Source organism: Novosphingobium sp. BL-S-34, from assembly GCF_056857015.1.
The window spans coordinates 2,591,274-2,617,168 of record NZ_CM166472.1 but is presented as its reverse complement, the minus strand read 5'-3'; the positions used below and the strand labels follow the sequence as shown (position 1 = coordinate 2,617,168).

The following is a 25,895-nucleotide window of genomic DNA, read 5'->3' as shown; positions in this document are numbered from 1 at the left end:
ATTGCCGATGAAGATCAATGTCATGGGCGCCGTTGCCGGCGCCATCGCTTTCGGAGCCCTGGCCGGAGCATGCCTGCCGGCGGGTTCGGAAGGCGATACGAAGGCAGAGAACGCCCATACGGCCAAGCGGAAGCAGCACCTCGCCGCGACCCGGCCGCAGGAGCCTCAGCGGCTTTCCGTTGCCGACGCTTCAGGCCCGCTGGGCCGCTGACGGTCCGTCCAGGCACAACCCTGCCTGGTTTCGTCGCCCAGTTTCAGCATCGCGGTATAAGGATATGTCTGATCCGACATGCCATCGGTGCAGGTGCCCGGCCCGATCGCGAGAGTCAGCAAGGCGCCCTTGCGCTCGCCGCTGAAGGACAGGCCGCCCCGCCCGGCGAACCGGCTTACGGCGATCGCCTCACCCTTCGCATTTTCAGGCGTAGTATAAGTCAGGCGCTCTCCCACGACATCCCCGCCCCAGAACGGCTCGGTACCCACGAAGCGGATGCGCTCGTCTGAACCGATCTCGTGAAACGGGGCATGATCCTGGGCATCGCCGGGTACGTTCTTGGCGCCGCTGTGGCAGGCCGAAAGCACCATGACGGCGGCAAGCGCCAGGGCGGCACGGTTCAGCGGAGCGTCGGATCGCGGTTCCATGACCATGGCCTAGTCCGCGCGCGCAAAACGCGCAATCGCCAGATGAGGCGGCCCCTCTACTCATCGCCGCGCTCGGGCGATTCGCCTGAAAGAGAACGCCGGTCTCTCCGCTGACGGTGAAATTTTGCATGTGCGAAAGTTTTTCCGGGAGTTCCGTTACCGCTAACATGCTCGTTTGCCGCAGATTTCCGGACAATTGCGGTTTCTGCAACACCAGTGGCAAGTAATTCCATTGCGACAGCGGTGTCAAAAAACCATGTTGCACTGCAACAAGATAAGGGGTGCCCAAGGCAATCTCCTATCGTTCAGACTAAGGATTTTGCCATGCTGAAGACCGTTTTCGCTGTTGGCGCCGCTCTCGTCGCCGTTGCCACCACTGCCGCTCACGCTGAAGATTCGCGCGATTTCTCGCACGACGGCGTGCACTACAACTACACCACCGAGCAGAAGGGCAAGGTTACCGTGATCGAAGGTACCGCTTCGGGCCAGGTTCCCTTCCGCCTTTACGTCGCTGGCAACCGCGTCACCGGCACCTACAACTCGCGCAACGTGAACTTCCGCCTCGCCGACGCCAAGGGCGCTCTGGCCGGCGCCGCTGCGCAGTAAGGGTTCGTCCCTGAGACAGAAAAGGGCGCCGTTCCAATCGGAACGGCGCCTTTTTTGTTGCCCGCGTGGTATGTCGCAGGGTGTTTCGTCAGGCGCCGGCTCAGTGCCGCTTCTGAAGCACGTCTTCGTGCCGCACGAACCGTATCTCCAGATCGCCGCCCGGGACAAAGCCGTGTTTTTCGGCGATGGCCGCACGCATCTCGGCAATGGCCGCGGCGTCGGTGCCCGACGGCACCTGGTAGCGCGCCAGCACCATGCCCTCTTCCACGTCCACCACGCTGAAGTGGCTGGCGATGCACGAGGCGGCCAGGGCATCGAGATCGAGGCCATCGGCCAGGTTCCAGGTCTTGCCCTCCCGCGAACGGATACGCTTGCGGCAATAGCGGCAAGTGCAGACCAGCGTGCCGTCATCGTCCCGCTCGCGCCGACCATCCGGCTCGTGCACGCGCGTGAACCAGCAGGGCGTGAGCGAATAGGCGTCTGACCGTTTCGTAAACATGCGTTCACCATCTCATCCGGTCGTGAACGGTTGCTTGCCCGAGGCATGGGTATATTCCCCGAAGCATTCACCTCAACGACATGGGGCCTCGGTTAGTCCTATATGAGGTAGGTGGGCTGGCGTGATGTGGAGTTGAAATGGGTTTCGCAAAGTGGTTCGTGGTGCTGGCTGCCGGTGGAATCGGCGCCGGCGTGGTCGTGGCGGGCATGACCACGGGCAAGATCACGAAGTATCCCGATCGTTACGCGCTGTCGGGCGAGCATCGGCCTGCCGCCCGTGAAGACCGGCGATCCGGCTATGCCGATCGGGAGCAGGAGGACTATGCCCTGCCAGACGAGGGCTATGCGGACGAAGGCTATGCCGACGACGTCTCTGGCGGAAACCGGCCCGGCTACGGACCGCCGCGCGGGCGCATGGTGATCCTGGACGGCCCGGGCTGGGCTGACGACGGCGGCCCCGGTTACGCCCGCCCGTGGCGCGACGACCGCGGCAGCGATCGCTACGGCGACCGGGACGAGCGCGGCGCCCCATTCCCGGAGCGCGGCGAACGCCCGTACATGGCCGCGCCCCGTGCCTATCCGCCCTCCGAACAGCGCCTCTACCAAGCGGGACCGCGCAGCTATGCACCGCAGCCCGCCGCGCCTCAGACCCGGACTTCAGGCCCGGCGCCGCGCGATTCCGCCGCCGATTCCGCAGCCCGCGCCGCTGGCGCCGCGGCGGACGTCCTGGCTGCCGAGCGCGAGGGCGCCTGAACGTTCAGGCCAGGGTGAGGAAGACTTCCGCCTCGATCACCCACTGCCCGCCCAGTTCGCGCCACTTGGCAAAATAAGTGCCCGAAGCAGTAAGCACGTCCGAGGTGCTGTCTATCCCTTCCCAGCGCCCGTGCTCCATCGCGATCGGCTCGACCGGGGAGAGCACGACCTCACGGGTCGTGCGGGTGTAGATCAGCCGCGCCGGACCGGAAAATTCCCGCCGCCACACTTTCACCTGGCCCATGCGCCCCTGAATCAGCGCGCTGTCGGTCCCGGTGACCATGACGCAGTCGCGCGCGAGAATCGGGGCGATGGCCGCAGCGTCGCCTTCGGCAATCGCGCGGTTGAAAGCCGCCCGGCGCGCGCGGATGGACAGTTCCGCCCCGCTCATGCTTGCCCCTCGGGCCGCACCGGGTTCGCGGCCCGCGCACCGACAACGGTGTTCCAGCGCCGCACCGTCCAGCGCTGGACGATCCCGGACGTGACGTAAGGGTCCGCCCGGGCGAAGGCCTCTGCGCCTTCCGGCCCCTCGCCCGCGAAAAGCAGGAGAGCCATGTCGACGGGATCCTCCACCGCCCCGCCCAGAACCAGTCCGCCGCTCTCCGCCGCATCCCAGGCCAGTGCGAGGTGCGCGTCACGAAACGCCGGGCGCCGCTCCAGATAATCGGGCGCGAGGTGATAGGTCAGAAGGTAGTGGTTCATCGCGAGGCTCTCGTGCTTCGAAGTGTGACCATCCGCATTACACGAAATGCGCCGGATGTGTCGCCTCGCCCGCATTCGCACACTTCAGCGCACCAGGCCGTGAAGCGGAAAACGGGGCATTCGCGGCCCGTTCTAGCGGCGGTTCCGGTTCAGGGTCCTATCGATCAATCCGTAGTGCAGGATTTGAATCGCGAGGAAAGTGGCAGCCATCAGCATCGTCACCGGCAGGAGCATGCTTTCCTGCCCGGGCCTTGGCCTGACGTCCAGGAAAGTCAGCACCGTGATGACCGCCAACACACCAATCCCCAGAGCCGGAACGAGGCAGAGCGCGAGCACGCGAGGGGCGGTCCAATTTACCGTTCCGGCAAGCGACCATTGCATCGGCAACCGCTCGTGATGCCGAAAGCGGGCATTGGCCCGTACCGACAGCCAGGCAGAAACAGCTGCAAAAACGAAGGTTATGCCAAGCACGATCATCGTCGTCAGAAGATCATGTCCAGCCATCTTCTTCTATCAGGAACATCCCTCGACATAGCCCAGCACCGGCATCATGCCGACGTGGACCATCTTGACCTTGCCGTCCTGCCCGATCTCGAAGCGAAGGGCGGGATCCCCGCTCCTGGCATTGGGTGCGGTGAGGTATTTGGCCGGCGCGGCCTCGTATTTGTGCGGTTCCTCACGGAAGCCGGCGAACCACTTCTTCACGTCCGCCTCTGTGGAGCCGACGCCGACCCCCTCCACGAGCTTGATCTGCGACCGCTGCCCAAGCGTGATCCGCTGCACTTTGCCTTTCTCGACTATGGCGTAAACGCCCGGGTAGTCTGGTGAAGTGACCGTACGGCAAGCATCCGATGCCTGCGCACCGCGCTCCGCCCACGATGAGCCTGAGGGCACCGCCTGCCCCAGCCGCAAATCACCCAGCCCTTCCAACGCCAGCACCTTGGAGTTGGCAGCGGGCCCGGCAGTCCCCGATGGCATCTCCGTAGCCGTGGCTTCGGACGCCGGCGCGGCTCCCTCGAACCCGGACATGGCCCCTTCCGGCATGGCCGAGGACGTCGCAGCCTCGCCAGCCTGATCGGGCGCCTTCGCAGGCTCGGACGAACAGGCCGCAAGTGCAAGGGCCAGGATCGATGCAGTGAGGAGATTCTTCATGAACAGCGCAATGCACATCCGAGGCCAAAGGTTGCGTCGTCGAGCTTTTCCAAAATTGGGGGTCATCGCGCCAGAATAGCACCGGAGCCTTCGACAGCCTGCGAAAACGCATCCGATTTGCCCCCATTTCTCGCCCGAAAAAACCGCTACGGATTGATTTTGCTTTGCAAATTCTCCGCACTTCGCAGATGCGGTAGAGATAATCGGGCGCACAGGGTGACATAAATTGAAAACGATTGCGGGCGCTAGCGCCCTGATGGCGGCGCTTTGCGCCCAGACGGCGTGTGCGGAACCTCTTCGCAAAGCAGTGATCACCGAAATCGAGACCGTGGCGGATGGCTCCGTCCTGGTGGAAGTTCTGCTGGTCAATGACGGTGACTCGGGAAGATCCTTTGACATTCCGGCCAGGATCGATGCCGAAATGCGCAGCAGTAAGGTGGAAATCGCCGCGCTAGAAAGGTCGATCGATACGCCTGCCAGCCTGACAGTGGCACCGGGCGGTTTTGCAAAGGCCCACTACAGGCTGGCAGCTGGCGGACACCCATGGGCCGCAGGACACGCCCCGCTCATCAGCATTCCTCTATGGCATACTGCCCAGGTCGCAGCCGGTCCGGCGCAATCTGCGCCTGCGCTCACTCTGGCGTCGGAGCAGACCGCGGCCACTACTTCGGCCGCTGCTCCGATGGCTGATGCGGCAACCAGCGGGGCGGGACATCGCCCCGTACAATCACGACTCGAAAGAGAAGAGAACGGCTTTCTTACCGATTTTTCGCCTTACGAGCCGAGCTACGTCGTCTTCGGAAATGCCAAGGACAGCGAATGGCGTGTCCAGCTCAGCTTCAAGTATCATTTGCTTGGCAGTCATAGCGATGGCGCCCGGCCGAGCTGGCGGGACGGCCTCTATTTCGGCTTCACCAACAAATTGTTCTGGGACATCGCATCCGATTCGTCGTTCCGCGATGCCAACTATCTGCCGGAACTGTTCTACCGGACACCGGAATTCGCCCTCTCCGGACATACAGGTGCGGGATTGCAGGTCGGCCTTCAACACGAATCGAACGGTCGCTCAGGCAAAATCCAGGGCCGCAGCGTCAACAATGTCTATATCTCTCCTACCATCAGTCAGGACTTGGGCGATGGCTACCGGCTCTCGCTGGCCCCGCGCGCAATGTTGCTGGTGGGCGGCAAAGCAGGCAACCCGGACATCCTGACGTACCGCGGCGCGACGTCGCTGGACGTCAACCTTGGCAAGGACGACGGCCTGCTGCTTTCGGCCTCGGGGCGATATAACTTCAATTCGGGCAAGGGCGCGCTGGAAACCGACTTGTCCTATCCGATCGATCGGATCGTGGGTGGACCGAATTTCTATCTCTTCGTCCAGAGCTTCACCGGCTACGGCGAAAGCCTGTTCGACTACAACCGGCGCATGAGCCGGCTTCGTATCGGCTTCGCGATCACCCGGTAAAAGACGGCAGGGAAACGAGCCGTCGCGCTCTCGTTCGGCGGCTCAGTTTTTCAACTTCTCGATCAGCGCCATTGCCGCAGCGGGCGCTCGTTCTTTGGCGCCGTTGATGAAGAACAGGAAGACGTCCTTGCCGGATTTCGACCAATCCTGCGCGCGCTTTGCCCATTGCGTGAGTTGGGCGGAGGGGTAGCCCTGCTCAAGGTCCGACTGCGCGTTCTGGAGGCGGGCGTAGATGAAGGGGCTGTTCTCGGCCGCGTCTTCGAAGGCGGGGTATTTGGCGCTGTCGGCGAGAATGACCGCGACGCCGGCCTTGCGGGCGAGGTCCAGGAATGCCGGATCGCGGAAACTTTCGTGCCGGGGCTCGATGGCGTGGCGCAGGGCCAGGCCTTCCTGCTTTGCCGGCAGCAGGGCGAAGAAGGCGGCGATCTCGTCGGGGTCGAACTGCTTGGTGGCGGCGAGTTGCCAGTTGATCGGCCCCAGCTTGTCGCCAAGCTCGACCAGGCCCTGCTCGACGAAGTTGGTGACGCTTTCGCCCGCTTCAGCCAGGTTCTTGCGGTTGGTGCAGTAGCGCGAGCCCTTGAGCGCGAACTTGAACCCGTCCGGCACGGTATCGCGCCACTTGGCGAAGCTGGCCGGCTTCTGGCGGCCGTAGAAGGTGGCGTTGATCTCGGTGCCGGTGAGGTGCTGGCCGACATATTCCAGCTCGCGGGCCTTGGACACGCCCTTGGGATAGAAGGTTTCCCGCCAGGGGTCGTAGCTCCAGCCGCCGATGCCGACGTGCACTTCGCCCGGCCCCCTGGCGCTCATCAGGCCTTCTTTCGCGAAAGGCGGCGGCGATTGGCGGTAACGCGCTTGCGATAGTGGCGCACGGCCTTGTGCGCGGTCTGTTCCGGAGAGGCCAGACCGCCGGTCGCCAGCTTCATCGCCAGTTCGGCATTGGCCTGGAGCTTTTCGGTGACCATCAGCATGTTTTCGCGGTTGCTGCCCCGCCCGGTCATCATGTCGGTGGTACGCATTCCCATGACCATCATGGATTCGGCCCAGAGCCAGTAGCTGTCATGGGCGAGCTTCATCCAGTCGCCATTGGAATTGCGGGGCATTCGGGAACCCTTCGAGATGGAAATCGATGGTAGCAGCGCAATCGATTCCTGCGAAGGGGAATTGCTGAGGCCGGAATGGGCCGTCGTCCCGGTGCGAGCCCGGGACGACGTTATCTCCAACCGGCGTCGATACGCTCAGTCGTGTTCGCGGTCTCCCGCGCCCATGTAGAGTTCGCTGCCGGTTTCCCGGAACACCTTGCTCATTTCGGCCATGCCCGCCTCGGCCTCGGAAATGGCGAGCTTGCCGCCTTCTTCCGCCGCGATGAAGCCGGTCGAGGGCTGGTTCTGCTTCGCCGCGAAATCCCGCACTTCCTGGCTGATCTTCATCGAACAGAACTTCGGCCCGCACATCGAGCAGAAATGCGCGGATTTCGCGCCTTCGGCCGGAAGCGTCTGGTCGTGGTACTGCTCCGCCGTGTCGGGATCGAGGCTGAGGTTGAACTGGTCGCGCCAGCGGAACTCGAACCGGGCGCGGCTGAGGGCATCGTCGCGGACTTTGGCGGCCGGGTGGCCTTTCGCCAGATCGGCAGCATGGGCGGCCAGCTTGTACGTGACGACGCCAACTTTCACGTCATCGCGGTCCGGCAGGCCAAGGTGTTCCTTGGGCGTGACGTAGCAGAGCATCGCCGTGCCGTACCAGCCGATCATGGCCGCGCCGATGCCGCTGGTGATGTGGTCGTAGCCCGGCGCGATATCGGTGACGAGCGGCCCGAGGGTGTAGAACGGCGCTTCGCCGCAAGCCTCAAGCTGCTTGTCCATGTTCTCCTTCACCTTGTGCATCGGCACATGGCCCGGCCCCTCGATCATCACCTGCACGTCCTGCGCCCACGCCCGCTTGGTCAGTTCGCCCAGGGTGTAGAGTTCGGCGAACTGCGCCTCGTCATTGGCATCCGCGATCGAGCCGGGGCGCAGGCCGTCACCCAGCGAGTAGGCGACGTCGTAAGCCTTCATGATCTCGGTGATTTCGTCGAAGCGTTCGTAAAGGAACGATTCGCGGTGATGGGCGAGGCACCATTTGGCCATGATCGAGCCGCCCCGGCTGACGATGCCGGTCACGCGCTTGGCGGCGAGCGGCACGAAAGGCAGGCGCACGCCGGCGTGGATGGTGAAGTAGTCCACGCCCTGTTCGGCCTGTTCGATCAGGGTGTCGCGGAAGACCTCCCAGGTCAGGTCCTCGGCAATGCCGCCGACTTTCTCCAGCGCCTGGTAGATCGGCACGGTGCCGATCGGCACGGGGCTGTTGCGGATGATCCATTCGCGGGTGTCGTGGATGTTGCGGCCGGTGGAGAGGTCCATCACCGTATCCGCGCCCCAGCGGATCGACCAGACCATCTTGTCCACCTCGCTCGCCACGTCGGAGGCCACGGCGGAGTTGCCGATATTGGCGTTGATCTTGACCAGGAAATTGCGGCCGATCGCCATCGGCTCGCTCTCGGGATGGTTGATGTTGGAGGGGATGATCGCCCGGCCGCGCGCCACTTCCTCGCGCACGAACTCCGGCGTGACGTAATCGGGGATGGCGGCGCCCCAGTCTTGCCCGTCGCGCGCATATTCCATGAGCATCGCGCGGCCGAGGTTCTCGCGCTCGGCGATGTATTCCATCTCCGGCGTGATGATCCCGCGCCGCGCGTAGTGCATCTGGCTGACGTTCATGTCCGGCTTGGCGCGCAGCGGGCGCTTCACGACGTTGGGGAAGGCCGGGACCCCGCCCGAGCGGTCCGGGCCGAGTTGGCCGTTGTCCTCCGGCTTCACCGCGCGGGCTGCATAGTCCTCCACATCGCCGCGTGCGAGAATCCAGTCGCGGCGTTTGGCGGCGAGGCCAGCGGCGATGTCGATGTTCACGTTGGGATCGGTGTAGGGACCGGAGGTGTCGTAGACACGCACGGGCGCCTCGCCCGAACCAGGCTCCAAGTGGATTTCCCGCATGGCAACGCCAAGCGGCCCGACATGAATCTTCTTCGACCCGCGAATGGGCCCGGTGGTAACGCCGATTTCCAGTGTGGAATTGATGTCGGCCATAAGCGATTTTCCTAGGGCTTATGGACGAAAGAAAGGTCGCGACAGATGAGTCCTGTGGCCCGCCCTTCCCTCCGCCCGTGTTAACGGGTTCAGGTTCAACGGGTCGGGCAGCGTGACCTGCCCCTCTCAGCCATTTGTTTCCTTCCGGCTTTCGCAATAGCGAAAACCTTGGGCACAAGCTCCCCGGGGATGGGCGGACGATAGACGGGGCGATCCCGTCCGTCTAGGCCGACCGGCGACATGCCGATCATCTATCGCCTCGACGCACCCGCCCGCGATGTCGCCCGTGCCATGGGCGCCGAAGCCGGGGAGGACCCGTGGCGCGGCGGCCCGGTTTCGGGCGGCGGGTTCGCGCCGGTGGTGACGATGGGGCGCGAATTCGTGGCCGGACCCCGGCCGGAGCAACGCCAGCCGCGCCGCATGGTGCCGCGTCTCTGGGGTGTGCCGCCCCCGCCCGCCGCCTTTGGCGAGCGTCGCCACGGCATCCTCACCGTGCGCAATCTGGAAAGCCCGTTCTGGATCGGCAACTTGCGCAACAGCGAGTTTCGCTGCCTGGTGCCCGCCACTGCGTTCATGGAATGGGGCAAGGTGGACCCGCGCGACGGCAAACGCCGCCAGAACTGGTTCGGCGCTGCCGACCAGCCGATCTTCGCGATGGCCGCTGTGTGGAAGGACAGCGAAGTGCCCAGCTTCGCCCTGCTCACGTGCGAGGCCAATGCTGCGCTGCGTGCCGAGGGGCGGGACACGATGCCGGTCATCCTCCCGCCCGAAGCGCACGATCTCTGGCTGCGGGGGGACTGGAAGCGTGCGGCGGCGCTGGTGGTGCCCTATTCGTCCTCGCTCACGACACTGCGCGTGGCGGGCGCCTGAGGACGGGCCCAGAAAAAAGCCGGACGCGGGAAAGCTGGACAGGGAAAACCCGGGCCACCGCAAAGACGGCCCGGGTCACTCCCTGCGAAGAATCGCGGATTACGGGATTACTTGAACCGGATACCGACGCCGCCCATCACGCGCTGGCGTGCCGAGTGGCCGTGGTAGTCGGAATAGACGTACTGAGCATTGACGTAGACCGGCAGGCGTCCCTGGGTGAGCGTGTATTCCACGCCGCCGCCGACCTGATAGCCGTCCGCCTTGTAGTGATCGTAGACGAGGGTGTCGCCGGTCGGGCCGTCGATGCGGCGGCGCTGTTCGCCGTTGACGTAGCCGCCCTTGGCGAAGACCAGCAGCTGCGGGGTGGCGAGGTAGCCGGCGCGCACGGCGGCGCCCCATTCCTCGAAGCCCTTGTGGCAGATGCTGTTGCCGTCGGCCAGGCCGGTGCAGTTCTCATTGCCGTTGCCGGGGCGCCAGTAGCTGCCTTCGGCGCCGATCACGAAGCGGTCGCCCAGCGTGCCGTCGAAGCCCACGGTGCCGCCGTAACCGAACTTGTCGTTATGATTGCCTTCGGACTGGAAGCGATCGCCGCCGGCATTGGCTTCGACGCGGATACCGCGGAAACTCGTGCCGTTCGAAGCGACTTCCGAACCTTCCTGCGCGAACGCAGGCTGCGCGGCGATCCCCGCCGCGAAAAGCGCGGCGATCGTGGTGGCTTTGATATTCATAACAGGTCCTTGAAGTAGGTCGGGGGTCACCGGGAAACGGCGATCCTACGGTCAAAGTTGCCCATTAGGGGTATATCCCGGGCGCAAGTGGGTCGATATGTGACGACTGCGCAACAGTTCCACAAAGCGGAATTCCGGACATTGTCCGGCCGGTTGCCTGCATTTCCGCGGGTCTGGAGCCCATTGATCGTCGGGATCGCGGTTTCGCGCCAAATGGTCGCCGAACTTATTTTGCCTTGGCCGGGAACCGGTCTCTCCGTCCGGCGCCCGCGTGTTCGGGCGTTGGAGGTAGGGTGAGGATGCAGGAAAAAGCGCGCCCCTCCCCCCTCCCCCTTCGTCATTGCGAGCGTAGCGAAGCAATCCAGAGCGGCTCTGCGCGACTCTGGATTGCTTCGCTACGCTCGCAATGACGAAAGGTTGGGGAGAGAAACACGTCGTCCCGGACTTGATCCGGGACCGCTGGCGGTTCTTTAGGCGCTAAATGGCAGAACGGCGCCCCGCTGAACATTGGGCGCGGCTCTGCCAGCGGTCCCGGATCAAGTTCGGGACGACGCCTTCTTCAACGCCTTCTTCAAATCAGCATTCAGCGCCTGTGCTTCAGCCCAGCAGTTCGGCCATCTCCACCACACGCTTCTCGCGGGCGCTGAGTTCCGCCGCCGCGCCGATGGCCACGGCCATCAACCCGTCGCGCGCGGTCACCTGCACTTCGCCCTCGCCGCGAACGGCGCGGGCGAAGGCCTCGTGCTGGTAGAACGTCGCGCCGTGGTGCGAGCCGGCATCCATCGCCGCCTCGTCCACCGCAACGTGCCAACGCTCGACCGCCTTCGGACCCGGCCACGGCACGCGCGGCGACCAGACGAGATCGCCCGGCGGGATCAGCACGTCGAGGCGGCCCTTGTCGCCGGTCGCGCTCATCTCTTCCTGATGCTCGGCGCCCTCGGCGAACATGCAAAGGTCGAGCAGCGCACGGCTGCCGTCGGCGAAATCGACGGTGGTGAAGCTGTTGTCGATTATGTCGGGCTGGCGGCCCTGATAGCGCTCATCCACGTGGTTCACGTCCATCGCGCCCGAGCAATAGACGCGCACCAGCTCCGAACGGGTGATCAGGCGCATGAGGTCGAAGAAGTGGCAGCACTTCTCCACCATGGTGCCGCCGGTGTTGACCGAGAAACGGTTCCAGTCGCGCACTTTCACCAGGAACGGGAAGCGATGCTCGCGGATGGAGAGCATCTGCAGGCGGCCGACCTTGCCGCCGTGAATCTCGTCGATGAAGGCCTTGGCGGGCGGACTGAAGCGGTATTCCATGCCCGTCCAGAACGGCGCCTTGCGGGCCTCGGCGCGTTCGACCACCCAGCGGGCGTCTTCCATCGTGGTGCAGAGCGGCTTTTCGCAGAGGATCGCCACGTCGCTGTCCAGCAGCGGCTCCAGCACCGCACGGTGCGTGAAATTGGGCGAGACGACCACCACGGCATCGAGCCCGGCATTGGCGATCATGCTGGCGCTGTCGGCATATTCCGCCACGCCCTCGGCCTTCTCGCCCAGGGCATCCTTGGCCCAGCCGAGCGAGGTCGGCTCGGGATCGGCGATGGCGACCACTTCGGCGCCTTCGAGGATCTTGAGATTGTGGATGTGCTCGACACCCATCATCCCGGTTCCGACAATTCCGTAACGCAGCGTATCTACCATTTCGCAACTCCGTGTGCCATGTGGCGATCCATGACCTCCCCATCGACGATGCGCCTATCGGCCCAACCCGTCCCGCTCGGCAAGAGCGGAATTTCCGTTTTCCCGATTGCCTGGGGCATGTGGCGGCTCGCCCGACCCGACGGTAACGACGACATCGGCGCCATCGTCGCCCGCATCGAGGCGGCGCTTGAGGCAGGCGTGACCCTGTTCGACACCGCCGACATTTACGGCTGCGACGCCGCGCTCGGCTTCGGCGGCGCGGAACTGCTGCTGGGCAAGGCGCTCGCCGCCCGCCCGGACCTGCGCGACCGGATGACCATCGCCACCAAGGGCGGCATCGTTCTGGGCGTGCCCTACAATTCGAGCCCGGACTACCTGAACAAGGCGCTCGCAGCCTCGCTCGAACGCCTCGGCCTGCCTTCGGTCGAACTCTACCAGATCCACCGCCGCGACTTCCTGGCCCACCCGCGCGACGTGGCCGAAACCCTCGCCGCCATGGTCGAGAGCGGCAAGGTCAAGGCCATCGGCGTTTCCAACTACAGCCCGGCCGAATTCGACGCGCTCCAGGCCTACCTGCCCTTCCCCATCGTCTCGACCCAGCCCGAGTTCTCGGCCGCGCGCTATGCGCCGCTCTATGACGGCACGCTCGACCAGGCGATGGCCCGCGACGTGGCGGTGCTGGCATGGTCGCCGCTGGGCGGCGGACGCCTTGCCGCCGGTTCGCAAGACCCCGTCGCGAAGCTGATCGCCGCGCAAGGCGCGCGTTACGGCACCGATGCTGCCGCCGCCGCACTGTCGTGGATCATGGCCCACCCCTCGCGCGCGATTCCCATCGTCGGCTCGCAGACCCCCGAGCGCATCCTCGCCTCGCGTGATGCGCTGAAGGTCGAATGGACCGCGCCGGAATGGTATGCCGTGCTGGAAGCCTCGATGGGAGCGCGCCTGCCGTGAGCGCGCTGTCCCCTTGCGAAATCAGCTGGTTTTCGGCGCTCTGCGACGATGACTATGAATTCCTCGGCCAGCCGGACCCGATGCTACGCTCCAGCTGGGAGCATTGCCGCAACATCGTGATGGCCGCCGAGGAAGGCGGTTTCGACAATGTGCTGCTGCCCTCCGGCTATGCGCTCGGCATCGACACCACCGCCTTTGCCGCCGCCATCGCCGCCGAGGTCCGCCGCATCAAGCTGCTGATGGCCGTGCGCATCGGCGAGATGTGGCCCGCCCAGCTTGCGCGCCAGATCGCCACGATCGACCAGATCCTGGGTGGCCGCGAGGGCGGCGGCCGCCTGAACATCAACGTGATCTCCAGCGAGATGCCCGGCGAAACCCTCGACGGCCCCGCGCGCTACGAGCGCACCACCGAGGCCATCGAAATCCTGCGCACCCTGCTCTCGGGCCGGTCGCTCGACCATCAGGGCCGGTTCTGGAACCTGAAGCTCGACGCGCCGCGCATGATCGCGCCGGGTTCGAAGTGCCCGCCGCTCTACTTCGGCGGCCTGTCCGAACCCGCCCGCGAAGTGGCCGCCAAGGGCTGCGACGTCTACCTGATGTGGCCGGACCGGATGGAGGCGGTGAAGGACACCATCGCCGACATGCGTGCCCGCGCCGCGAAATTCGGCCGCACCATGCGCTTTGGCTACCGCGTCCACGTCGTCGTGCGCGAGACCGAAGTGGAAGCCCGCGGCGCGGCCGACCGCCTGCTCTCGCGCCTCGATGCCGCGGAAGGCGCCGCGATCCGTGCGCGTTCGCTGGATTCGCAGTCGGTCGGCGTGCAGGCGCAGGCGGCATTGCGGGAAACCGCCAGCGACGGCGGCTATGCCGAGGACAACCTCTGGACCGGCATCGGCCGCGCCCGCTCGGGCTGCGGCGCGGCGATCGTCGGCGATCCGGACCAGGTGCTGGCGAAGCTCCAGGCCTATCGCGAGGCGGGGATCGATGCCTTCATCCTCTCCGGCTACCCCCATGCGCGCGAGGCGGACCTGTTCGCGCGGCATGTGCTGCCCCGGATCGATCACGGACCGCTGGCTTTTTAACACACGCCAAACCTCAATACCCCAGCCAACCTTCGTCATTGCGAGCGCAGCGAAGCAATCCAGAGCGGTTCCGCGCCGCTCTGGATTGCCGCGTCGGCTTCGCCTCCTCGCAATGACGAGTGTTGGGAGAGCAAAAGAGGCCGGGACGGAACATTGACTGCGTCGGCAACATACAAGCTGCGCCGCAAGGAGCGCACGACGGATCGGTAGCGCACGGCATCAACATTCCGAGGGTCTGGGGGATCATCCCCCAGGACTTCTCTTCCCTCTCTGCCCTAGAATTTCTTGTTCGCCCCTGCTCTCCCCCATCGCTAGACGATCCGGGATGCAGATTTTCCCCAAAGCCCGGACGTGCCGCGCATGACCCTGTCCCCGCGCCGCCGCTGGCTGCTGTTCGCTCTCGCGCTGACGGCGGGCGTGCTCAATCTCGTGGATCGCCAGATCATCTCGGTACTGAAGCCGACGATCGCCGCCGATCTCGGCTGGAGCGACGACGACTACGGCACTCTGGCCGCCTGGTTCCAGGCCGGCGCGGCGTTCGGCTTCCTCGCGGCGGGGTGGCTGGTGGACCGGCTGGGTGCGAAATGGGCCAATGCGGCGGGCGTGGCGGCGTGGTCGCTGGCGGCGATGACTCATGGCTGGGCGCACAGTTTCAGCCAGTTCGTGCTCTGTCGCGTCGGGCTGGGCGCCACGGAATCGATGGGCACACCCGCCGGTGTGAAGACCATCGCGACGATCTTCCCGCCGAACCTGCGCTCTCTGGGCTTCGGGCTTTCGAATGCGATGAACAGCCTTGGCGCGATCCTGGCGCCGCTGGCGATCCCGGTGGTCGCGGCGGTCTGGGGCTGGCGCGCCGCCTTCGTGCTGGCGGGCGTGGTCGGCCTGTTCTGGGTCGCGGCCTGGCTTCTGGCGTCGCGCGGGGTGGACTTCGGCGACCGCCAGCCTTCCGCCACGGGCAACCTGATCTCAGGCGACAAGCTGTTCCTGAAGGAAGGCCGTACCTGGACCATCGCGCTGGCCAAAGTGCTGTCGGACGCGACCTGGTGGCTGATGCTGTTCTGGATGCCGGACTACTTCAACCGGCAGTTCGGCCTCTCCGGCACCGAGCTGGGGCCGCCGCTGGCCTTGGCCTATTGCGGCTCGGCAGCGGGCTCGCTGATCTCGGGCTTCGCGGCCAACCGCCTGCTTTCCAGCGGCTGGAGCGCCAACCGCACGCGCAAGACGCTGATGCTGATTTCCGCGCTCTGCGTGGTGCCGGTGCCGCTGGCGCTATACGTCGATGGCTACTGGCCCGCCGTGGGCCTGATGGCGCTGACCCTGGCCGGGCACCAGGGCTTCTCGACCAACCTGTTCGGCCTGATCGCCGACGTGACCCCGCGCCACAAAGTGGGCCGCGTGACCGGCTTCGGCGCGTTCTGCGGCAACCTTGGCGGCACGGCGATCAGCAAGATCGCCGGTCTCGTGCTGGCGGCGGGGCTGGGCTACGGTCCGCTCTTCGGTTTTGCTGCGGTTTCCTACCTGCTTGCACTCGGCTGGATTCAGCTCACCATGCCCCGGATTGTCCCGGCAGAGGACACCACCTCGTCCCACGCATAGGGCGACTAAAGGAAAACTATCTTTCTCAACCAAAACGGTTGACTATAGATCCGCGCGACCAAGGGAGATCCGAATGACCATGACCTCGCTCCGCGCCGCCCGCACCCTGCTGCTGGCCTCCGCGGTACTGTTCCCGGCCGCCGCTTATGCCGACGAGGCACCGGACACCGCGTCCGGCGAGATCGTCGTGACCGCGCGCTACCGCGACGAATCGCTGCAGCAGGTGCCGATCGCCATTACCGCCGTCAGCGGCGCATCGCTGAACGACCGCGCGATCCACAACCTCCAGGACCTGAGCGCGACGGTGCCCTCGGTCGACTTCCGCAACGGCGCCTCCAACAAGGACCGCACGGTCTTCATCCGCGGCGTCGGCACCATCAGCACCTCGCCGGGTGTGGAATCCTCGGTCTCCACCGTGCTCGACGGCGTCGTGCTGACCCGCCCGGGCCAGGCCACGCTGGACGTGGGCGAGGTCTCGCGCATCGAAGTGCTGCGCGGCCCGCAGGGCACGCTGTTCGGCAAGAACGCCTCCGCCGGCGTCATCAGCGTCGTCACCGCGGCCCCGTCGCAGGAATTCCACGCCTACGCCGAAGGTTCGGCCACGACCGATGAGGAATACCGCATCAAGGCGGGCGTCACCGGCGGCCTTGCCCCGAACGTCTCCGCGCGGATCGACGGCCTCTACGCCAATTACGACGGCAACGTCCGCAACGTCACCACCGGCAACGAGGTCAACGGCTACGAGCGTTACGGCGCCCGCGCCAAGATCGAAGCCACGCCCACCGACACCCTGAAGCTCACCCTCTCGGGCGACTACCTCTACTCGCACGACACCACCCCGAGCGGCGTCTACCTGCGCACCAGCCAGATCGCCTATCCCACCGGCGCGGTTACCAATTCCCCGGCGCTCGCCTCGTTCCTCGCCGGCCAGGGCATCACCCCCGGCGCCGAGAACCGCGAAGTCAGCACCAACTTCGACACCGACGTGCGCGACAAGAACTACGGCGGCTCGTTGACCGCGGAGTGGGGCTTGGGCGACTACACCGTCACCTCGATCACGGCCTACCGCGAATGGAAGAACCGCCAGCACCAGGACTACGACGCCCTTTCGGAGCTTTCGGCCACTTTCCCCGAAGGCGACGACCGCGGCATCGTGGACAACAAGCAGTTCTCGCAGGAACTGCGGCTGACCTCGCCCAAGGGCAAGTTCATCGACTACGTCGTGGGCGCCTACTACCTCCACGCCAAGACCGACGAAGTCTATTCGCGCACGCTCACCCGCTTGATTTCCGGTGCCGAGAACGTGGTGTCGGGCGTGGCGAACTATGGGGTGACCAGCGACAACTACGCCCTGTTCGGTGAGGCCAATTTCAACTTCACCCCCTGGCTGCGTGCCATCGCCGGCTATCGTTCGACCTGGGACGACCTCAGCTACTACCACGTCCGCACGTCGAGCAACGACCCGACCAATTCGGGATCGACCGCGCTCGACGTGGCGGGCATCCGTGCCTACCACAATTCGGCCGGCTCCACCTCGACCCGCGGCGATTCCTACCGCGGCGGCCTCCAGGCGGACTTCCTGCCGAACAACCAGGCCTATTTCACTTATTCGCGCGGCTACAAGGGCCCGGCCTACAACGCCTATTTCAACATGCGCTCGCTCAACGCGACCACGCCGCTGGACGAGATCGCGCTGAAGCCGGAAACCTCGGACTCGTTCGAGGGCGGTATCAAGGGCTCGGCGCTGGGCCATCAGATCACGTATGCGCTGGCAGTCTACTCGACCAAGTTCCACAACTACCAGGCCAACTACAACGACGTGGTCGGCGGCGCGCAAGTCACCCGCCTGATCAACGCCGGAACGGTGCAGACCAAGGGCGTGGAACTCGACTTCGGCCTGCGTCCGATCCCGGGTCTCTCGCTGGACACCTCGGTGGCCTATACCGACGCCAAGGTGCTGAACTTCATCTGCCCCGAAGGCGCGCCGTCCAGCTGCAACATCAACGGCGAAGTCCTGCCCTTCGCGCCGAAGTGGAAGCTCTACAGCAATGCCGCCTACCGCTTCACCCTGTCGGACGCGATCGACCTCGAAGTGCAGACCGACATCACGCTCAAGAGCCGCACCCAGTACCAGCTGACCGAGACGCCGGGCACGATCCAGCCAGGCTATTACATCTGGAACGGCAGCGTGGCGCTGATCGGCGCGAACGACGGCTGGCAGCTGCGCGGGTTCGTGAAGAACATCACCAACCAGAGCTACTCCAACTTCCTCGCCAACGGCACGCTGGCCGGGATCGTCCGCTACGTCCCGCGTGACGACAAGCGCTACGGCGGGATCATGCTGCGCAAGGAGTTCTGAGGAAAAGGGAGAAGCAGGGGGTCAACACCCCCTGCACCCCCAACACTGTCAAGGTCACGCGGACCAACAGCCTGGTGCGCCCATGGCTGCATCGGGAGACATAATGGCTGCGCCGCAAGGAGCGCGCGACGGATAGGGTGCGCGCAACTGTGACATTCCGAGGGTCCGGGGGATCATCCCCCGGGTCTTCCCCCTGCCTTAAAGCCCCTCACCTCCAACCCAATGCGCATCCGCCAGATAGCGCGCAAGGTTCCACACCTGCCGCCGGATATCGGGCACCGCAACGATCTCCCAGGCCTCTCCCTTGGTGACCGGGCCGACCGCAAAGAGCGTGTCCTGCGGCTCGCCGCCGCCATCCCGAACCCGGCCGAGATGATCGACGTCCAGCCCCAGCCGGTGCGCGTCCGAGCGCACCCTGCCCTGGGCCAGCAGGTCCTTCACCAGCGGCGCGCCGCTGCGCATGAGATCGCCCTCCGGTCCGGTGCAATTGATGGTGCGCGAGACGTCCAGCCGCACCAGCCGGTCCTCCCCGCGCGGGCGGTACGTCACGGCGACTCCCCCGTCCGTCGCCTCCGCGCCCACGAGCTTGCCCGCGACAAATTCCAGCCGCCCTTCGGCCTCGATCTCGGCAATGCGCCGCGCGACGTCCGGGGCAAGGCGGTGGCGGTGGACATCCCAGTAAGGGCGCAAGTGGCGCAGGAAACGGCGCTGCCCGGCCTCATCGTGGCGGCGCCAGAGATTCTGGGTATGCGGACGCAGCTCGTCCACGGCGGCGCGCCAGCCGATGTCCGCCGCGCGCCTGCGAACGCGGGCGACCAGGTGCGATCCGCGCTCTTCGGGCGCTGGCACGTAATCGACCGAGGGCCCCCTTTCCGAATGGGCCTGCGGTTTGAGCCCGCGGCGCGAAAGGGCGGTGATCCGGCCCCGGAAGCCCGCCTTGTCGAGCGAGAGCACCATGTCCGCCGCGGTCAGCCCGGTGCCGATCAGCAGGACGTGGTCGATCTCTTCGATCTTCTCCAGCGTGCCGGACTGCCAGGGGTCGGTGAAGCGGCGATCCTCGGGGATGGGGGAGAGGACGGGGTGCGGCGAGGGCGGGAAATTTCCCAGCGCCAGCACGAGCGCCCGGGCCTCGATGGAATCCCCATCCGCCATCTCGACGACGACGCGGCCGTCCTCGAACCGGGTCGAACAGGCTTCCCCGTTGACGATCAGGGCGTCCTGCCCGGCATCGGCCAGCGCCCGGATCAGCAATTCGCGCAAGTAGAGCCCGTAGGAGAGGCGCGGCACGAAGCGGTTGGCCTGCTCGTCTCCGGCATGGCCGATCCAGCGCAGGAAATTGGCCTGGTCGTCGGGGAAAGCGCTCATGTTGGCGGCGCGGACGTTGAGCAGATGCTCGGGCCAGCGGGTGCCGAAGGCCAGGCCCTTGGCAAGCTGGGCGTCCTTGCGCTCGATCAGGACGACGCGGACGCCGTTGCGCAGGAGGTTGATCGCCAGCAGGGTTCCACTGAACCCCGCACCCACGATCGCGACAGGAAGCGCGCCGGTTCCGTTCTGAGTATTCAAGGGCAAGCTCCGTTGGGTATGCAATGTGCCTGTCTAGCGACAGCCGGCGGGTATTATCAACTTAATTGGTTGAGAATGTGACATCCCGGCCCGGAGGATCGACGAGCCGTCCGGTCCTCGCATTTCGTCCTTTCATTCCGGTCCAGCTTGCGGAGAGGCCAGGGGCGCGCCATCTGAACGAGGACAATGTCGCTTGCCACCGATCTTCCCGACCTGCTGACGGCCATTCGTGCCTGCCGCCTCTGCGAGGACCGTCTTCCCCACGCTCCGCGGCCGGTGGTGCAGGCCGCGCCCGGCGCGCGGCTGCTCATCATCGGGCAGGCGCCGGGCAGCAAGGTCCACGCCAGCGGTCACGCCTTCGATGACGACAGCGGCGACCGTCTGCGCGACTGGACCGGGATCGACAGCGCGACATTCTACGATCCCGCGCTCGTCGCCCATATGCCGACGGGATTCTGCTATCCGGGAAAGGGTAAAGGCGGCGACCTGCCGCCGCAACCGGCCTGCGCGCCGCTCTGGCACGGACGCCTGCTCGCGGCGCTGCCGGGACTTCGGCTCACGCTTCTGGTGGGGCAATACGCGCAGAAGCGCTACCTGCCGCGCGGTTTCGCGCCGAACCTGACAGAGGCCGTGCACCGATGGCGGGATGCGCCGGAGGGACTGTTCCCCCTGCCGCATCCTGCCTGGCGCAGCCGCATGTGGATGGCGCGCAACCCCTGGTTCGAGGGCGAAGTGCTGCCGGACCTGCGCGAACGCGTCCGGCACGCACTGCGCGGCTGAAGGCCGGCCGGACCGCCTCAGAAGGTGTAGGCGATGCCCGCGCCGACGGTCCACTGGTCGGAACTGCCGCGAAGCGACGTATAGGGCGTGTTCTTGCCGTCCTTGAGCATGGCCGAGTAATTGAGCGCCCCGAACAGTGCGAAACCGCCATCGCGCAAGTCGCCCGAGAGGTCGTAGCCGACCAGGGCGCCCAGACCCACCGTGTCCCAGCCGCTTTTCGCTTCGTAGACCGGCAGCCCGGACGCGGCGGACTGCTCGGGCGTCACCGAGTAGTAATAGCGGGCGTAGTCGCCATCGGCATGGTGCGCGCGGGCGTTCACCGCCACGACCATCGCCTTGCTGACCGGGGTCATGTAGGTCACCTGCGGCTGCCAGACCATGCCGCCGTAAGCGCCGTTGACGTCCCACTTCACATCCGCGGAAACGGTGAGGGAGTCGTAGGGATTGAGCAGGCGATTGACCGTCACGCCCGCCGTTCCGCCCACCTCGATGGCAGCGTCGAGCTTGCCGGCGGCGCGCACGACGTCGTCCTTGATGCGGCGGTTGCGGTTGAACGACACGCCGAACACCGGACCGGCCGAGAAGTCGATCTTGGAGCCGCGGGTCGAGGGGATGAGGTTGAAGGCAAGGCCGCGGGTTCGGGGATTGACCTCGATGCCCTTGTAGCGCCCCTGCACCACCGGGATGGGCGAGAAGGTCTCATCGTCCGAACCTTCGTAGCTCGGGCCGTAGAGGGCACCGACGCCGATCGTCAGGTGATCGCGCTCATAGACGTTGTCGGAAGCGTCGGCGTCCTGCGCCAAGGCAGCCGTTGCCGAAAAAGCGGAGATGCAGGCGCCGGAAACGAGAGCGGCGATCAGGGGTATGCGCATGGGAATCCTTGTCAGGTTTCCCCGCGCAACGCCTGCACACCCCTAAGGGTTGCCCCGGAGTACTTCCGGAATGGATTGAAAAAATGGCAAAATATTCGGGAACTTTATCCGACCCGGATCATGCGGCCTGTTGCGGAAGGCTCTGGTCGCCCTCGCCCAGCTGGCGCTGCATGAGGAAGACGTCGAGCCACTTGCCGTGCTTCCACCCCGCCCCGTCCAGCGTCGCAACCGGGCGGAAACCCGCGCGGGCATGAAGCACGACAGAGGCCGGTTCGCTCTCGGCAATAACCGCGAAAGCTTGCCGGAAACCGCGCGTTTCGCACTCTTCGAGCAAAGTGGCGAGCAGGCGTCCGCCGATGCCCCGCCCGATGCAGGCCGGTGCGACGTAGATCGTCGTCTCCACACTGTAGCGATAACCGGCACGCGGGCCGTAGCGATGGGCGAAGCCGAAGCCGATCACGCGGCCCTGCTCGCCTGCCGCGCCGCCTTCGCGCACGACGAGGAATGGATAGCCGGCATCGACGATATCGCGGATCCGGCGCTCGCTTTCCGCAAGGTCAGGCGGCTCCGTCTCGAAAGTTGCGGTACTTTCGAGCACATAGTGTGCATAGATCTCGGTAATGGCTGCGGCATCCTCGATAGAGGCGCTGCAAACGGTCAATTCCTCGGTCATTGTCATCACAATGCCGCAAAGCCCGTGCCCTGCCAAGTTGCGGCAGGCATAACCTGTCCTTAAACGGTACTCCGATGGCCACTTTTTCCTCCGATCTGGCAATTTTGGGCGGCGGCCTCGCCGGATCGCTGATCGCGCTCGCCATGGCGCGGCACAGGCCGGACTTGCGCGTCCTGCTCGTGGAGCGGGAAGACCGGCTGGGCGGGGATCATGTCTGGTCCTTCTTCGAGACCGACGTGGCGCCCGCGCACCGCGACCTGGTGGAGCCGCTGATCGCCCGGCGCTGGAGCGGCTACGACGTCCACTTTCCCGGCTACTCGCGGATGCTGGCTACGCCTTATGCCAGCGTGACCAGCCAGCGGCTGGACATGATGGTCCGCGCCGCCCTGCCCGCCGAGGCCCTGCTCACCGGCGTGGCCGTGGCCGAAGCCGGCCCGCAGCACGTCGTGCTGGGCGATGGCCGGCGCCTGAATGCCCGGGCGGTGATCGACGCGCGCGGCACGCACGGCTTGCCCCATATGGCGGGGGGCTGGCAGAAGTTCCTCGGCCAGATGCTGCATCTTTCGGTACCGCACGGCCTGGAACGGCCGGTGGTGATGGATGCCCGCGTCGACCAGCTCGACGGCTACCGTTTCGTCTATTGCCTGCCTTTCGGCGCGCGCGAGGTCTTCGTCGAGGACACCTATTATTCCAGCGACCACCGGCTCGATGCCGCCGCCTTGCGCCAGCGTGTGGGGGATTACGCCCAGGGCATGGGTTGGCATGTCGATTCCGTCACCTATGAGGAGACGGGCGTGCTGCCGGTCATCGCGGGCGGCGATTTCGAGAAGTTCTGGAACTGCGCGCCGGATCCATCCGTTGCCCGGGCCGGAACGCGCGCCGCACTGCTTAACCCGATGACATCCTATTCCTTTCCCGATGCTGTAAGATTTGCCATGCACCTGACCACTCTCGACAATCTCTCCGGCGACAGCCTAGGAAGGACGAGTCATGCATGGGCCGCAAATCACTGGCGCGGGGGGCGCTTTTACCGGATGTTGACGCGCATGCTGTTCGGGGCCGCGCGCCCGGAGGAACGCCGGGCCGTGCTCGCGCGGTTCTACACCCTTCCCGAAACGCTGATCGAGCGCTTCTACGCGGGCCGTCTCGCCCTGGCCGACATGGCGCGCGTGCTGGCGGGCAAGCCGCCGGTGCCACTGGGCGCGGCGATGGCCAGCCTTGCTGGACGCGGCTATCCGCTGGCGGACCTTGCGCCCGCAACCGAAAGCCGTAACCGATGAAGAAGGCCTGTGTCATCGGCGCCGGCTTCGGCGGTCTCTCCCTTGCCATCCGGCTGCAGACGTCCGGCATCGAGACCACGCTGGTGGAAGCGCGCGACAAAGTGGGCGGCCGCGCCTACGTCTGGGAGCGCGAGGGCTTCACCTTCGACGCCGGCCCCACCGTCATCACCGATCCCGATGCCCTGCGCGAACTGTGGACGCTCTCCTCGCAGGACATGGCGGACGACGTCGACCTGATGCCGGTCATGCCGTTCTACCGGCTCAACTGGACCGACGGCGTCACCTTCGACTATTCGAACGACGAAGTGGCCCTGCGCCGCGAGATCGCCCGCGTCGCCCCGCGGGATGCGGCAGGCTACGACGAATTCGTGCGCTACGCCGCCGGGGTCTACCAGGAAGGCTACGTCAAGCTGGGGCACGAGGCCTTCCTCGATTTCTCCAGCATGGTGAAGGCCGCCCCGGCGCTGGCCCGCTACCAGGCGTGGCGCTCGGTCTATTCGATGGTCAGCCACTATGTGAAGGACAAGCACCTGCGCCAGGCGCTCTCGTTCCACACCCTGCTGGTGGGCGGCAACCCGATGACCACCAGCGCGATCTACGCCCTGATCCACAAGCTGGAAAAGGACGGCGGGGTCTGGTGGGCGCGGGGCGGCACCAACAAGCTGGCGCAAGGCATGGCACGCCTGTTCGAGCGGCTGGGCGGTACGCTGCGCCTCGGCGAAAAGGTGGTGCAGATCCACACGCTGGGCGATCAGGTCACCGAGGTCGAGACCGAAAGCGGCTGGAAGCAGCGCTTCGACGCGATCGCCAGCAATGGCGACATCATGCATACCTACCGCGAGCTGCTCTCGGGCAACCAGCGCGGGCAGGACATGGCGCACAAGCTGAAGAAGAAGCGCTTCTCCCCCAGCCTCTTCGTGGTCCATTTCGGCCTGGAAGGCACCTGGCCCGGCATCCCGCACCATACGATCCTGTTCGGCCCACGCTACAAGGGCCTGCTCGACGACATCTTCGAACACGGCGTGCTGCCGCGCGACTTCTCGATCTACCTCCATCACCCGACCGTCACCGACCCGTCGATGGCCCCGGCGGGCAAGAGCACGTTCTACGCGCTGGTCCCCGTGGCCAACATGGGCAAGCTGCCGATCGACTGGGCGGAAGTGGGGCCGATCCTGGAAAAGCGGATCCTGGCCGAAGTCGGCCGCAGGCTGATCCCGGACATCGACGACCGCATCGTCACCAGCTTCCACTACGCCCCGCCGGACTTCGAAAGCGACCTTGGCGCCTATAACGGCAACGGCTTCAGCCTCGAACCGCTGCTGACCCAGAGCGCCTATTTCCGCGGCCACAACCGCGACGACAAGCTGAAGAACTTCTACTTGGTGGGTGCCGGCTGCCATCCCGGCGCGGGCATTCCCGGCGTCGTCGGTTCGGCCAAGGCGACTGCGAAGCTGATGCTGGAAGGGTTGAAATGACGGTAACCGAGCCAGCCAGGGCGCTCCACGCCCTGAACCTGGCCTGGGGCTGGACCGGGGTGGACTTCGCCGAGATCGCCGGCCAGAGCCTGATGGGGCACCTGCTGGCGATCGACCGCAAGGGAACGTTCCACTACGTCGATCCCGATATCCTGGCCGTGACTCCTCTGGGAGACGAATCCGCGGCGCGGCGCCACATGGCGCTACCCGAAACCAAGGCCATCTGGCGCGCCGATGCGCTGGTCGATGCGGCCACGCAGCGGCTTGGCCTGACGGTCCTGGGGGAAGTCTATAGCCGGACGCTTTCCGCGATCCTGTCCGGCGACTATGGGCATGAAAACCTGGTCCGGATCGACCTCGTCGACCTGATCTACCTGACCGGCGACCTCGCCCGGCAGACCCGCGATCTGCCGGACGGCGCGCGGGTACAACTGAAGGCTACCTGAGTCATGAAACGCATCGCCGTCTACTGCGGCTCCGCCACCCCCGCCGATCCCCGCTACGTCCAGCTTGCCCGCGACGTGGGCTCGGCCCTTGCCGTACGCGGCATCGGCGTCGTCTACGGCGGCGGCCGCCTGGGCCTGATGGGCGCCGTGGCTGCCGGCGCGCTCGAACAGGGCGGCGAAGTGATCGGCGTGATCCCCGAGGCCCTCACCGGCGCCGGCGGCAAGGGCGGCGAAGTGGCCAACCACGACTGCACCGAGCTTCACGTCGTCAAGACCATGCACGAGCGCAAGGCCGAGTTCACGCGCCTGTCCGACGCATTCCTGGTGCTTCCCGGCGGCGTGGGCACCATGGACGAGCTGTGGGAAGCGGTAAGCTGGGCCCAGCTCGGCTATCACGACAAGCCGGTGGGCGTGCTCAATTCCTTCGGCTTCTACGACGGGCTGCTGGCTTTCAACCGCCACATGGCCGAAGTCGGCTTCGTGCGCCCGGCCCACCAGGGCATCATCCTGGCCGAGACCGAACTCGACCTCCTGCTCGAACGCATGGAGGCCCACGAGCCGATCGTCCCGATCGTCAGGATGGACCCGGACACGCTGTGA

28 protein-coding genes are annotated in these 25,895 nt (G+C 65.8%); 14 read left to right on the top strand and 14 right to left on the bottom strand.

All coding sequences use genetic code 11. The features are described 5' to 3' along the window. Positions 1 to 7 precede the first annotated feature (7 nt). Positions 8 to 211, top strand: a complete 204-nt coding sequence (locus tag AC1VV3_RS12490) for a hypothetical protein (RefSeq protein ID WP_482961904.1) — start codon at positions 8 to 10, stop codon at positions 209 to 211. On the opposite strand, the gene AC1VV3_RS12485 is transcribed toward AC1VV3_RS12490, so the two are convergent. Then, a complete protein-coding gene (locus AC1VV3_RS12485) occupies positions 166 to 639 on the bottom strand; it encodes a COG3650 family protein (RefSeq protein ID WP_465127985.1) in 474 nt (157 codons plus the stop codon). The two genes, AC1VV3_RS12490 and AC1VV3_RS12485, sit on opposite strands and share 46 nt — an antisense overlap. 324 nt (positions 640 to 963) lie before the next feature. On the opposite strand from AC1VV3_RS12485, the gene AC1VV3_RS12480 reads away from it, so the two are divergent. Then, the gene (locus AC1VV3_RS12480) at positions 964 to 1,245 is read left to right on the top strand and encodes a hypothetical protein (protein WP_132268458.1); all 282 of its coding nucleotides are present in this window, start codon (positions 964 to 966) and stop codon (positions 1,243 to 1,245) included. 100 nt (positions 1,246 to 1,345) lie between these two features. Here the strand turns inward: AC1VV3_RS12480 and AC1VV3_RS12475 are convergent, their stop codons facing one another. Further along, complete coding sequence (locus AC1VV3_RS12475) at positions 1,346 to 1,744, bottom strand: hypothetical protein (RefSeq protein WP_465127984.1); 399 nt, start codon at positions 1,742 to 1,744, stop codon at positions 1,346 to 1,348. 137 nt (positions 1,745 to 1,881) lie between these two features. On the opposite strand from AC1VV3_RS12475, the gene AC1VV3_RS12470 reads away from it, so the two are divergent. Next, the gene (locus tag AC1VV3_RS12470) at positions 1,882 to 2,496 is read left to right on the top strand and encodes a hypothetical protein (RefSeq protein ID WP_465127983.1); all 615 of its coding nucleotides are present in this window, start codon (positions 1,882 to 1,884) and stop codon (positions 2,494 to 2,496) included. Positions 2,497 to 2,500: 4 nt separating this feature from the next. Here AC1VV3_RS12470 and AC1VV3_RS12465 read toward each other — a convergent pair whose 3' ends face one another. From AC1VV3_RS12465 to AC1VV3_RS12450, 4 genes are all read right to left on the bottom strand, one after another. Next, positions 2,501 to 2,887, bottom strand: coding sequence for a DUF4440 domain-containing protein (locus AC1VV3_RS12465; protein ID WP_132268453.1), 387 nt, complete (start codon positions 2,885 to 2,887; stop codon positions 2,501 to 2,503). Then, positions 2,884 to 3,198 carry a YciI-like protein gene (locus tag AC1VV3_RS12460; protein WP_134093982.1) on the bottom strand — a complete coding sequence of 105 codons (315 nt, stop codon included), beginning with the start codon at positions 3,196 to 3,198 and terminating at the stop codon, positions 2,884 to 2,886. Before AC1VV3_RS12460 ends, AC1VV3_RS12465 begins: the two co-directional genes overlap by 4 nt. 132 nt (positions 3,199 to 3,330) lie before the next feature. Further along, on the bottom strand, positions 3,331 to 3,702 hold the full coding sequence (locus AC1VV3_RS12455) for a hypothetical protein (protein ID WP_465127982.1): 372 nt from the start codon (positions 3,700 to 3,702) through the stop codon (positions 3,331 to 3,333). 9 nt (positions 3,703 to 3,711) lie between these two features. Further along, positions 3,712 to 4,350: a hypothetical protein gene (locus AC1VV3_RS12450; RefSeq protein WP_465127981.1), complete on the bottom strand. Its 639-nt coding sequence runs from the start codon at positions 4,348 to 4,350 to the stop codon at positions 3,712 to 3,714. Between the two features lie 226 nt (positions 4,351 to 4,576). Here AC1VV3_RS12450 and AC1VV3_RS12445 point away from each other — a divergent pair, with 226 nt between their 5' ends. Then, the gene (locus AC1VV3_RS12445; protein WP_482961903.1) at positions 4,577 to 5,815 is read left to right on the top strand and encodes a phospholipase A; all 1,239 of its coding nucleotides are present in this window, start codon (positions 4,577 to 4,579) and stop codon (positions 5,813 to 5,815) included. A gap of 42 nt (positions 5,816 to 5,857) precedes the next feature. Here the strand turns inward: AC1VV3_RS12445 and AC1VV3_RS12440 are convergent, their stop codons facing one another. From AC1VV3_RS12440 to thiC, 3 genes are all read right to left on the bottom strand, one after another. Next, positions 5,858 to 6,622, bottom strand: coding sequence for a DUF72 domain-containing protein (locus AC1VV3_RS12440; protein ID WP_465127979.1), 765 nt, complete (start codon positions 6,620 to 6,622; stop codon positions 5,858 to 5,860). Continuing rightward, positions 6,622 to 6,915: a hypothetical protein gene (locus AC1VV3_RS12435; RefSeq protein WP_132268444.1), complete on the bottom strand. Its 294-nt coding sequence runs from the start codon at positions 6,913 to 6,915 to the stop codon at positions 6,622 to 6,624. Before AC1VV3_RS12435 ends, AC1VV3_RS12440 begins: the two co-directional genes overlap by 1 nt. Before the next feature lie 135 nt (positions 6,916 to 7,050). Continuing rightward, positions 7,051 to 8,934, bottom strand: a complete 1,884-nt coding sequence (gene thiC / locus AC1VV3_RS12430; RefSeq protein ID WP_465127978.1) for a phosphomethylpyrimidine synthase ThiC — start codon at positions 8,932 to 8,934, stop codon at positions 7,051 to 7,053. A 240-nt stretch (positions 8,935 to 9,174) separates the two neighbouring features. Here thiC and AC1VV3_RS12425 point away from each other — a divergent pair, with 240 nt between their 5' ends. Then, positions 9,175 to 9,804, top strand: a complete 630-nt coding sequence (locus AC1VV3_RS12425; protein ID WP_482961902.1) for an SOS response-associated peptidase family protein — start codon at positions 9,175 to 9,177, stop codon at positions 9,802 to 9,804. Between the two features lie 107 nt (positions 9,805 to 9,911). Here the strand turns inward: AC1VV3_RS12425 and AC1VV3_RS12420 are convergent, their stop codons facing one another. Together AC1VV3_RS12420 and AC1VV3_RS12415 are read right to left on the bottom strand one after the other, a co-directional pair. Further along, positions 9,912 to 10,532 carry an outer membrane protein gene (locus tag AC1VV3_RS12420; protein ID WP_132268439.1) on the bottom strand — a complete coding sequence of 207 codons (621 nt, stop codon included), beginning with the start codon at positions 10,530 to 10,532 and terminating at the stop codon, positions 9,912 to 9,914. Between the two features lie 597 nt (positions 10,533 to 11,129). Beyond that, the gene (locus AC1VV3_RS12415) at positions 11,130 to 12,218 is read right to left on the bottom strand and encodes a Gfo/Idh/MocA family protein (RefSeq protein ID WP_465127976.1); all 1,089 of its coding nucleotides are present in this window, start codon (positions 12,216 to 12,218) and stop codon (positions 11,130 to 11,132) included. Positions 12,219 to 12,248: 30 nt separating this feature from the next. On the opposite strand from AC1VV3_RS12415, the gene AC1VV3_RS12410 reads away from it, so the two are divergent. The 4 genes from AC1VV3_RS12410 to AC1VV3_RS12395 all read left to right on the top strand — a co-directional run bounded on the left by AC1VV3_RS12410 (position 12,249) and on the right by AC1VV3_RS12395 (position 18,206). Further along, positions 12,249 to 13,169 carry an aldo/keto reductase gene (locus AC1VV3_RS12410; protein ID WP_482961901.1) on the top strand — a complete coding sequence of 307 codons (921 nt, stop codon included), beginning with the start codon at positions 12,249 to 12,251 and terminating at the stop codon, positions 13,167 to 13,169. Then, a complete protein-coding gene (locus AC1VV3_RS12405) occupies positions 13,166 to 14,251 on the top strand; it encodes an LLM class flavin-dependent oxidoreductase (protein WP_482961900.1) in 1,086 nt (361 codons plus the stop codon). The genes AC1VV3_RS12410 and AC1VV3_RS12405 overlap by 4 nt, the downstream gene beginning before the upstream one ends. 360 nt (positions 14,252 to 14,611) lie before the next feature. Beyond that, complete coding sequence (locus tag AC1VV3_RS12400; protein ID WP_132268435.1) at positions 14,612 to 15,847, top strand: MFS transporter; 1,236 nt, start codon at positions 14,612 to 14,614, stop codon at positions 15,845 to 15,847. Between the two features lie 73 nt (positions 15,848 to 15,920). Further along, on the top strand, positions 15,921 to 18,206 hold the full coding sequence (locus tag AC1VV3_RS12395) for a TonB-dependent receptor (protein WP_482961899.1): 2,286 nt from the start codon (positions 15,921 to 15,923) through the stop codon (positions 18,204 to 18,206). 198 nt (positions 18,207 to 18,404) lie between these two features. Here the strand turns inward: AC1VV3_RS12395 and AC1VV3_RS12390 are convergent, their stop codons facing one another. After that, a complete protein-coding gene (locus tag AC1VV3_RS12390; RefSeq protein ID WP_482961898.1) occupies positions 18,405 to 19,769 on the bottom strand; it encodes an FAD/NAD(P)-binding protein in 1,365 nt (454 codons plus the stop codon). A 186-nt stretch (positions 19,770 to 19,955) separates the two neighbouring features. On the opposite strand from AC1VV3_RS12390, the gene AC1VV3_RS12385 reads away from it, so the two are divergent. Beyond that, a complete protein-coding gene (locus AC1VV3_RS12385; protein WP_314464063.1) occupies positions 19,956 to 20,549 on the top strand; it encodes a uracil-DNA glycosylase family protein in 594 nt (197 codons plus the stop codon). Between the two features lie 17 nt (positions 20,550 to 20,566). On the opposite strand, the gene AC1VV3_RS12380 is transcribed toward AC1VV3_RS12385, so the two are convergent. Both AC1VV3_RS12380 and AC1VV3_RS12375 read right to left on the bottom strand, forming a co-directional pair. Next, positions 20,567 to 21,421 (bottom strand): MipA/OmpV family protein, encoded by an 855-nt coding sequence (locus AC1VV3_RS12380; RefSeq protein WP_431567950.1) that lies wholly within the window; start codon positions 21,419 to 21,421, stop codon positions 20,567 to 20,569. Between the two features lie 118 nt (positions 21,422 to 21,539). Further along, on the bottom strand, positions 21,540 to 22,094 hold the full coding sequence (locus tag AC1VV3_RS12375) for a GNAT family N-acetyltransferase (RefSeq protein WP_132268427.1): 555 nt from the start codon (positions 22,092 to 22,094) through the stop codon (positions 21,540 to 21,542). Positions 22,095 to 22,168: 74 nt separating this feature from the next. Here AC1VV3_RS12375 and crtY point away from each other — a divergent pair, with 74 nt between their 5' ends. Genes crtY through AC1VV3_RS12355 form a run of 4 tightly spaced genes read left to right on the top strand, consistent with a single transcriptional unit; the run spans position 22,169 to position 25,895 of the window. Then, positions 22,169 to 23,374, top strand: a complete 1,206-nt coding sequence (gene crtY / locus AC1VV3_RS12370) for a lycopene beta-cyclase CrtY (RefSeq protein ID WP_482961897.1) — start codon at positions 22,169 to 22,171, stop codon at positions 23,372 to 23,374. Beyond that, on the top strand, positions 23,371 to 24,849 hold the full coding sequence (locus AC1VV3_RS12365) for a phytoene desaturase (RefSeq protein ID WP_482961896.1): 1,479 nt from the start codon (positions 23,371 to 23,373) through the stop codon (positions 24,847 to 24,849). The genes crtY and AC1VV3_RS12365 overlap by 4 nt, the downstream gene beginning before the upstream one ends. Next, a complete protein-coding gene (locus tag AC1VV3_RS12360) occupies positions 24,846 to 25,295 on the top strand; it encodes a hypothetical protein (RefSeq protein WP_482961895.1) in 450 nt (149 codons plus the stop codon). The genes AC1VV3_RS12365 and AC1VV3_RS12360 overlap by 4 nt, the downstream gene beginning before the upstream one ends. Before the next feature lie 3 nt (positions 25,296 to 25,298). Then, positions 25,299 to 25,895, top strand: a complete 597-nt coding sequence (locus AC1VV3_RS12355; protein ID WP_482961894.1) for an LOG family protein — start codon at positions 25,299 to 25,301, stop codon at positions 25,893 to 25,895.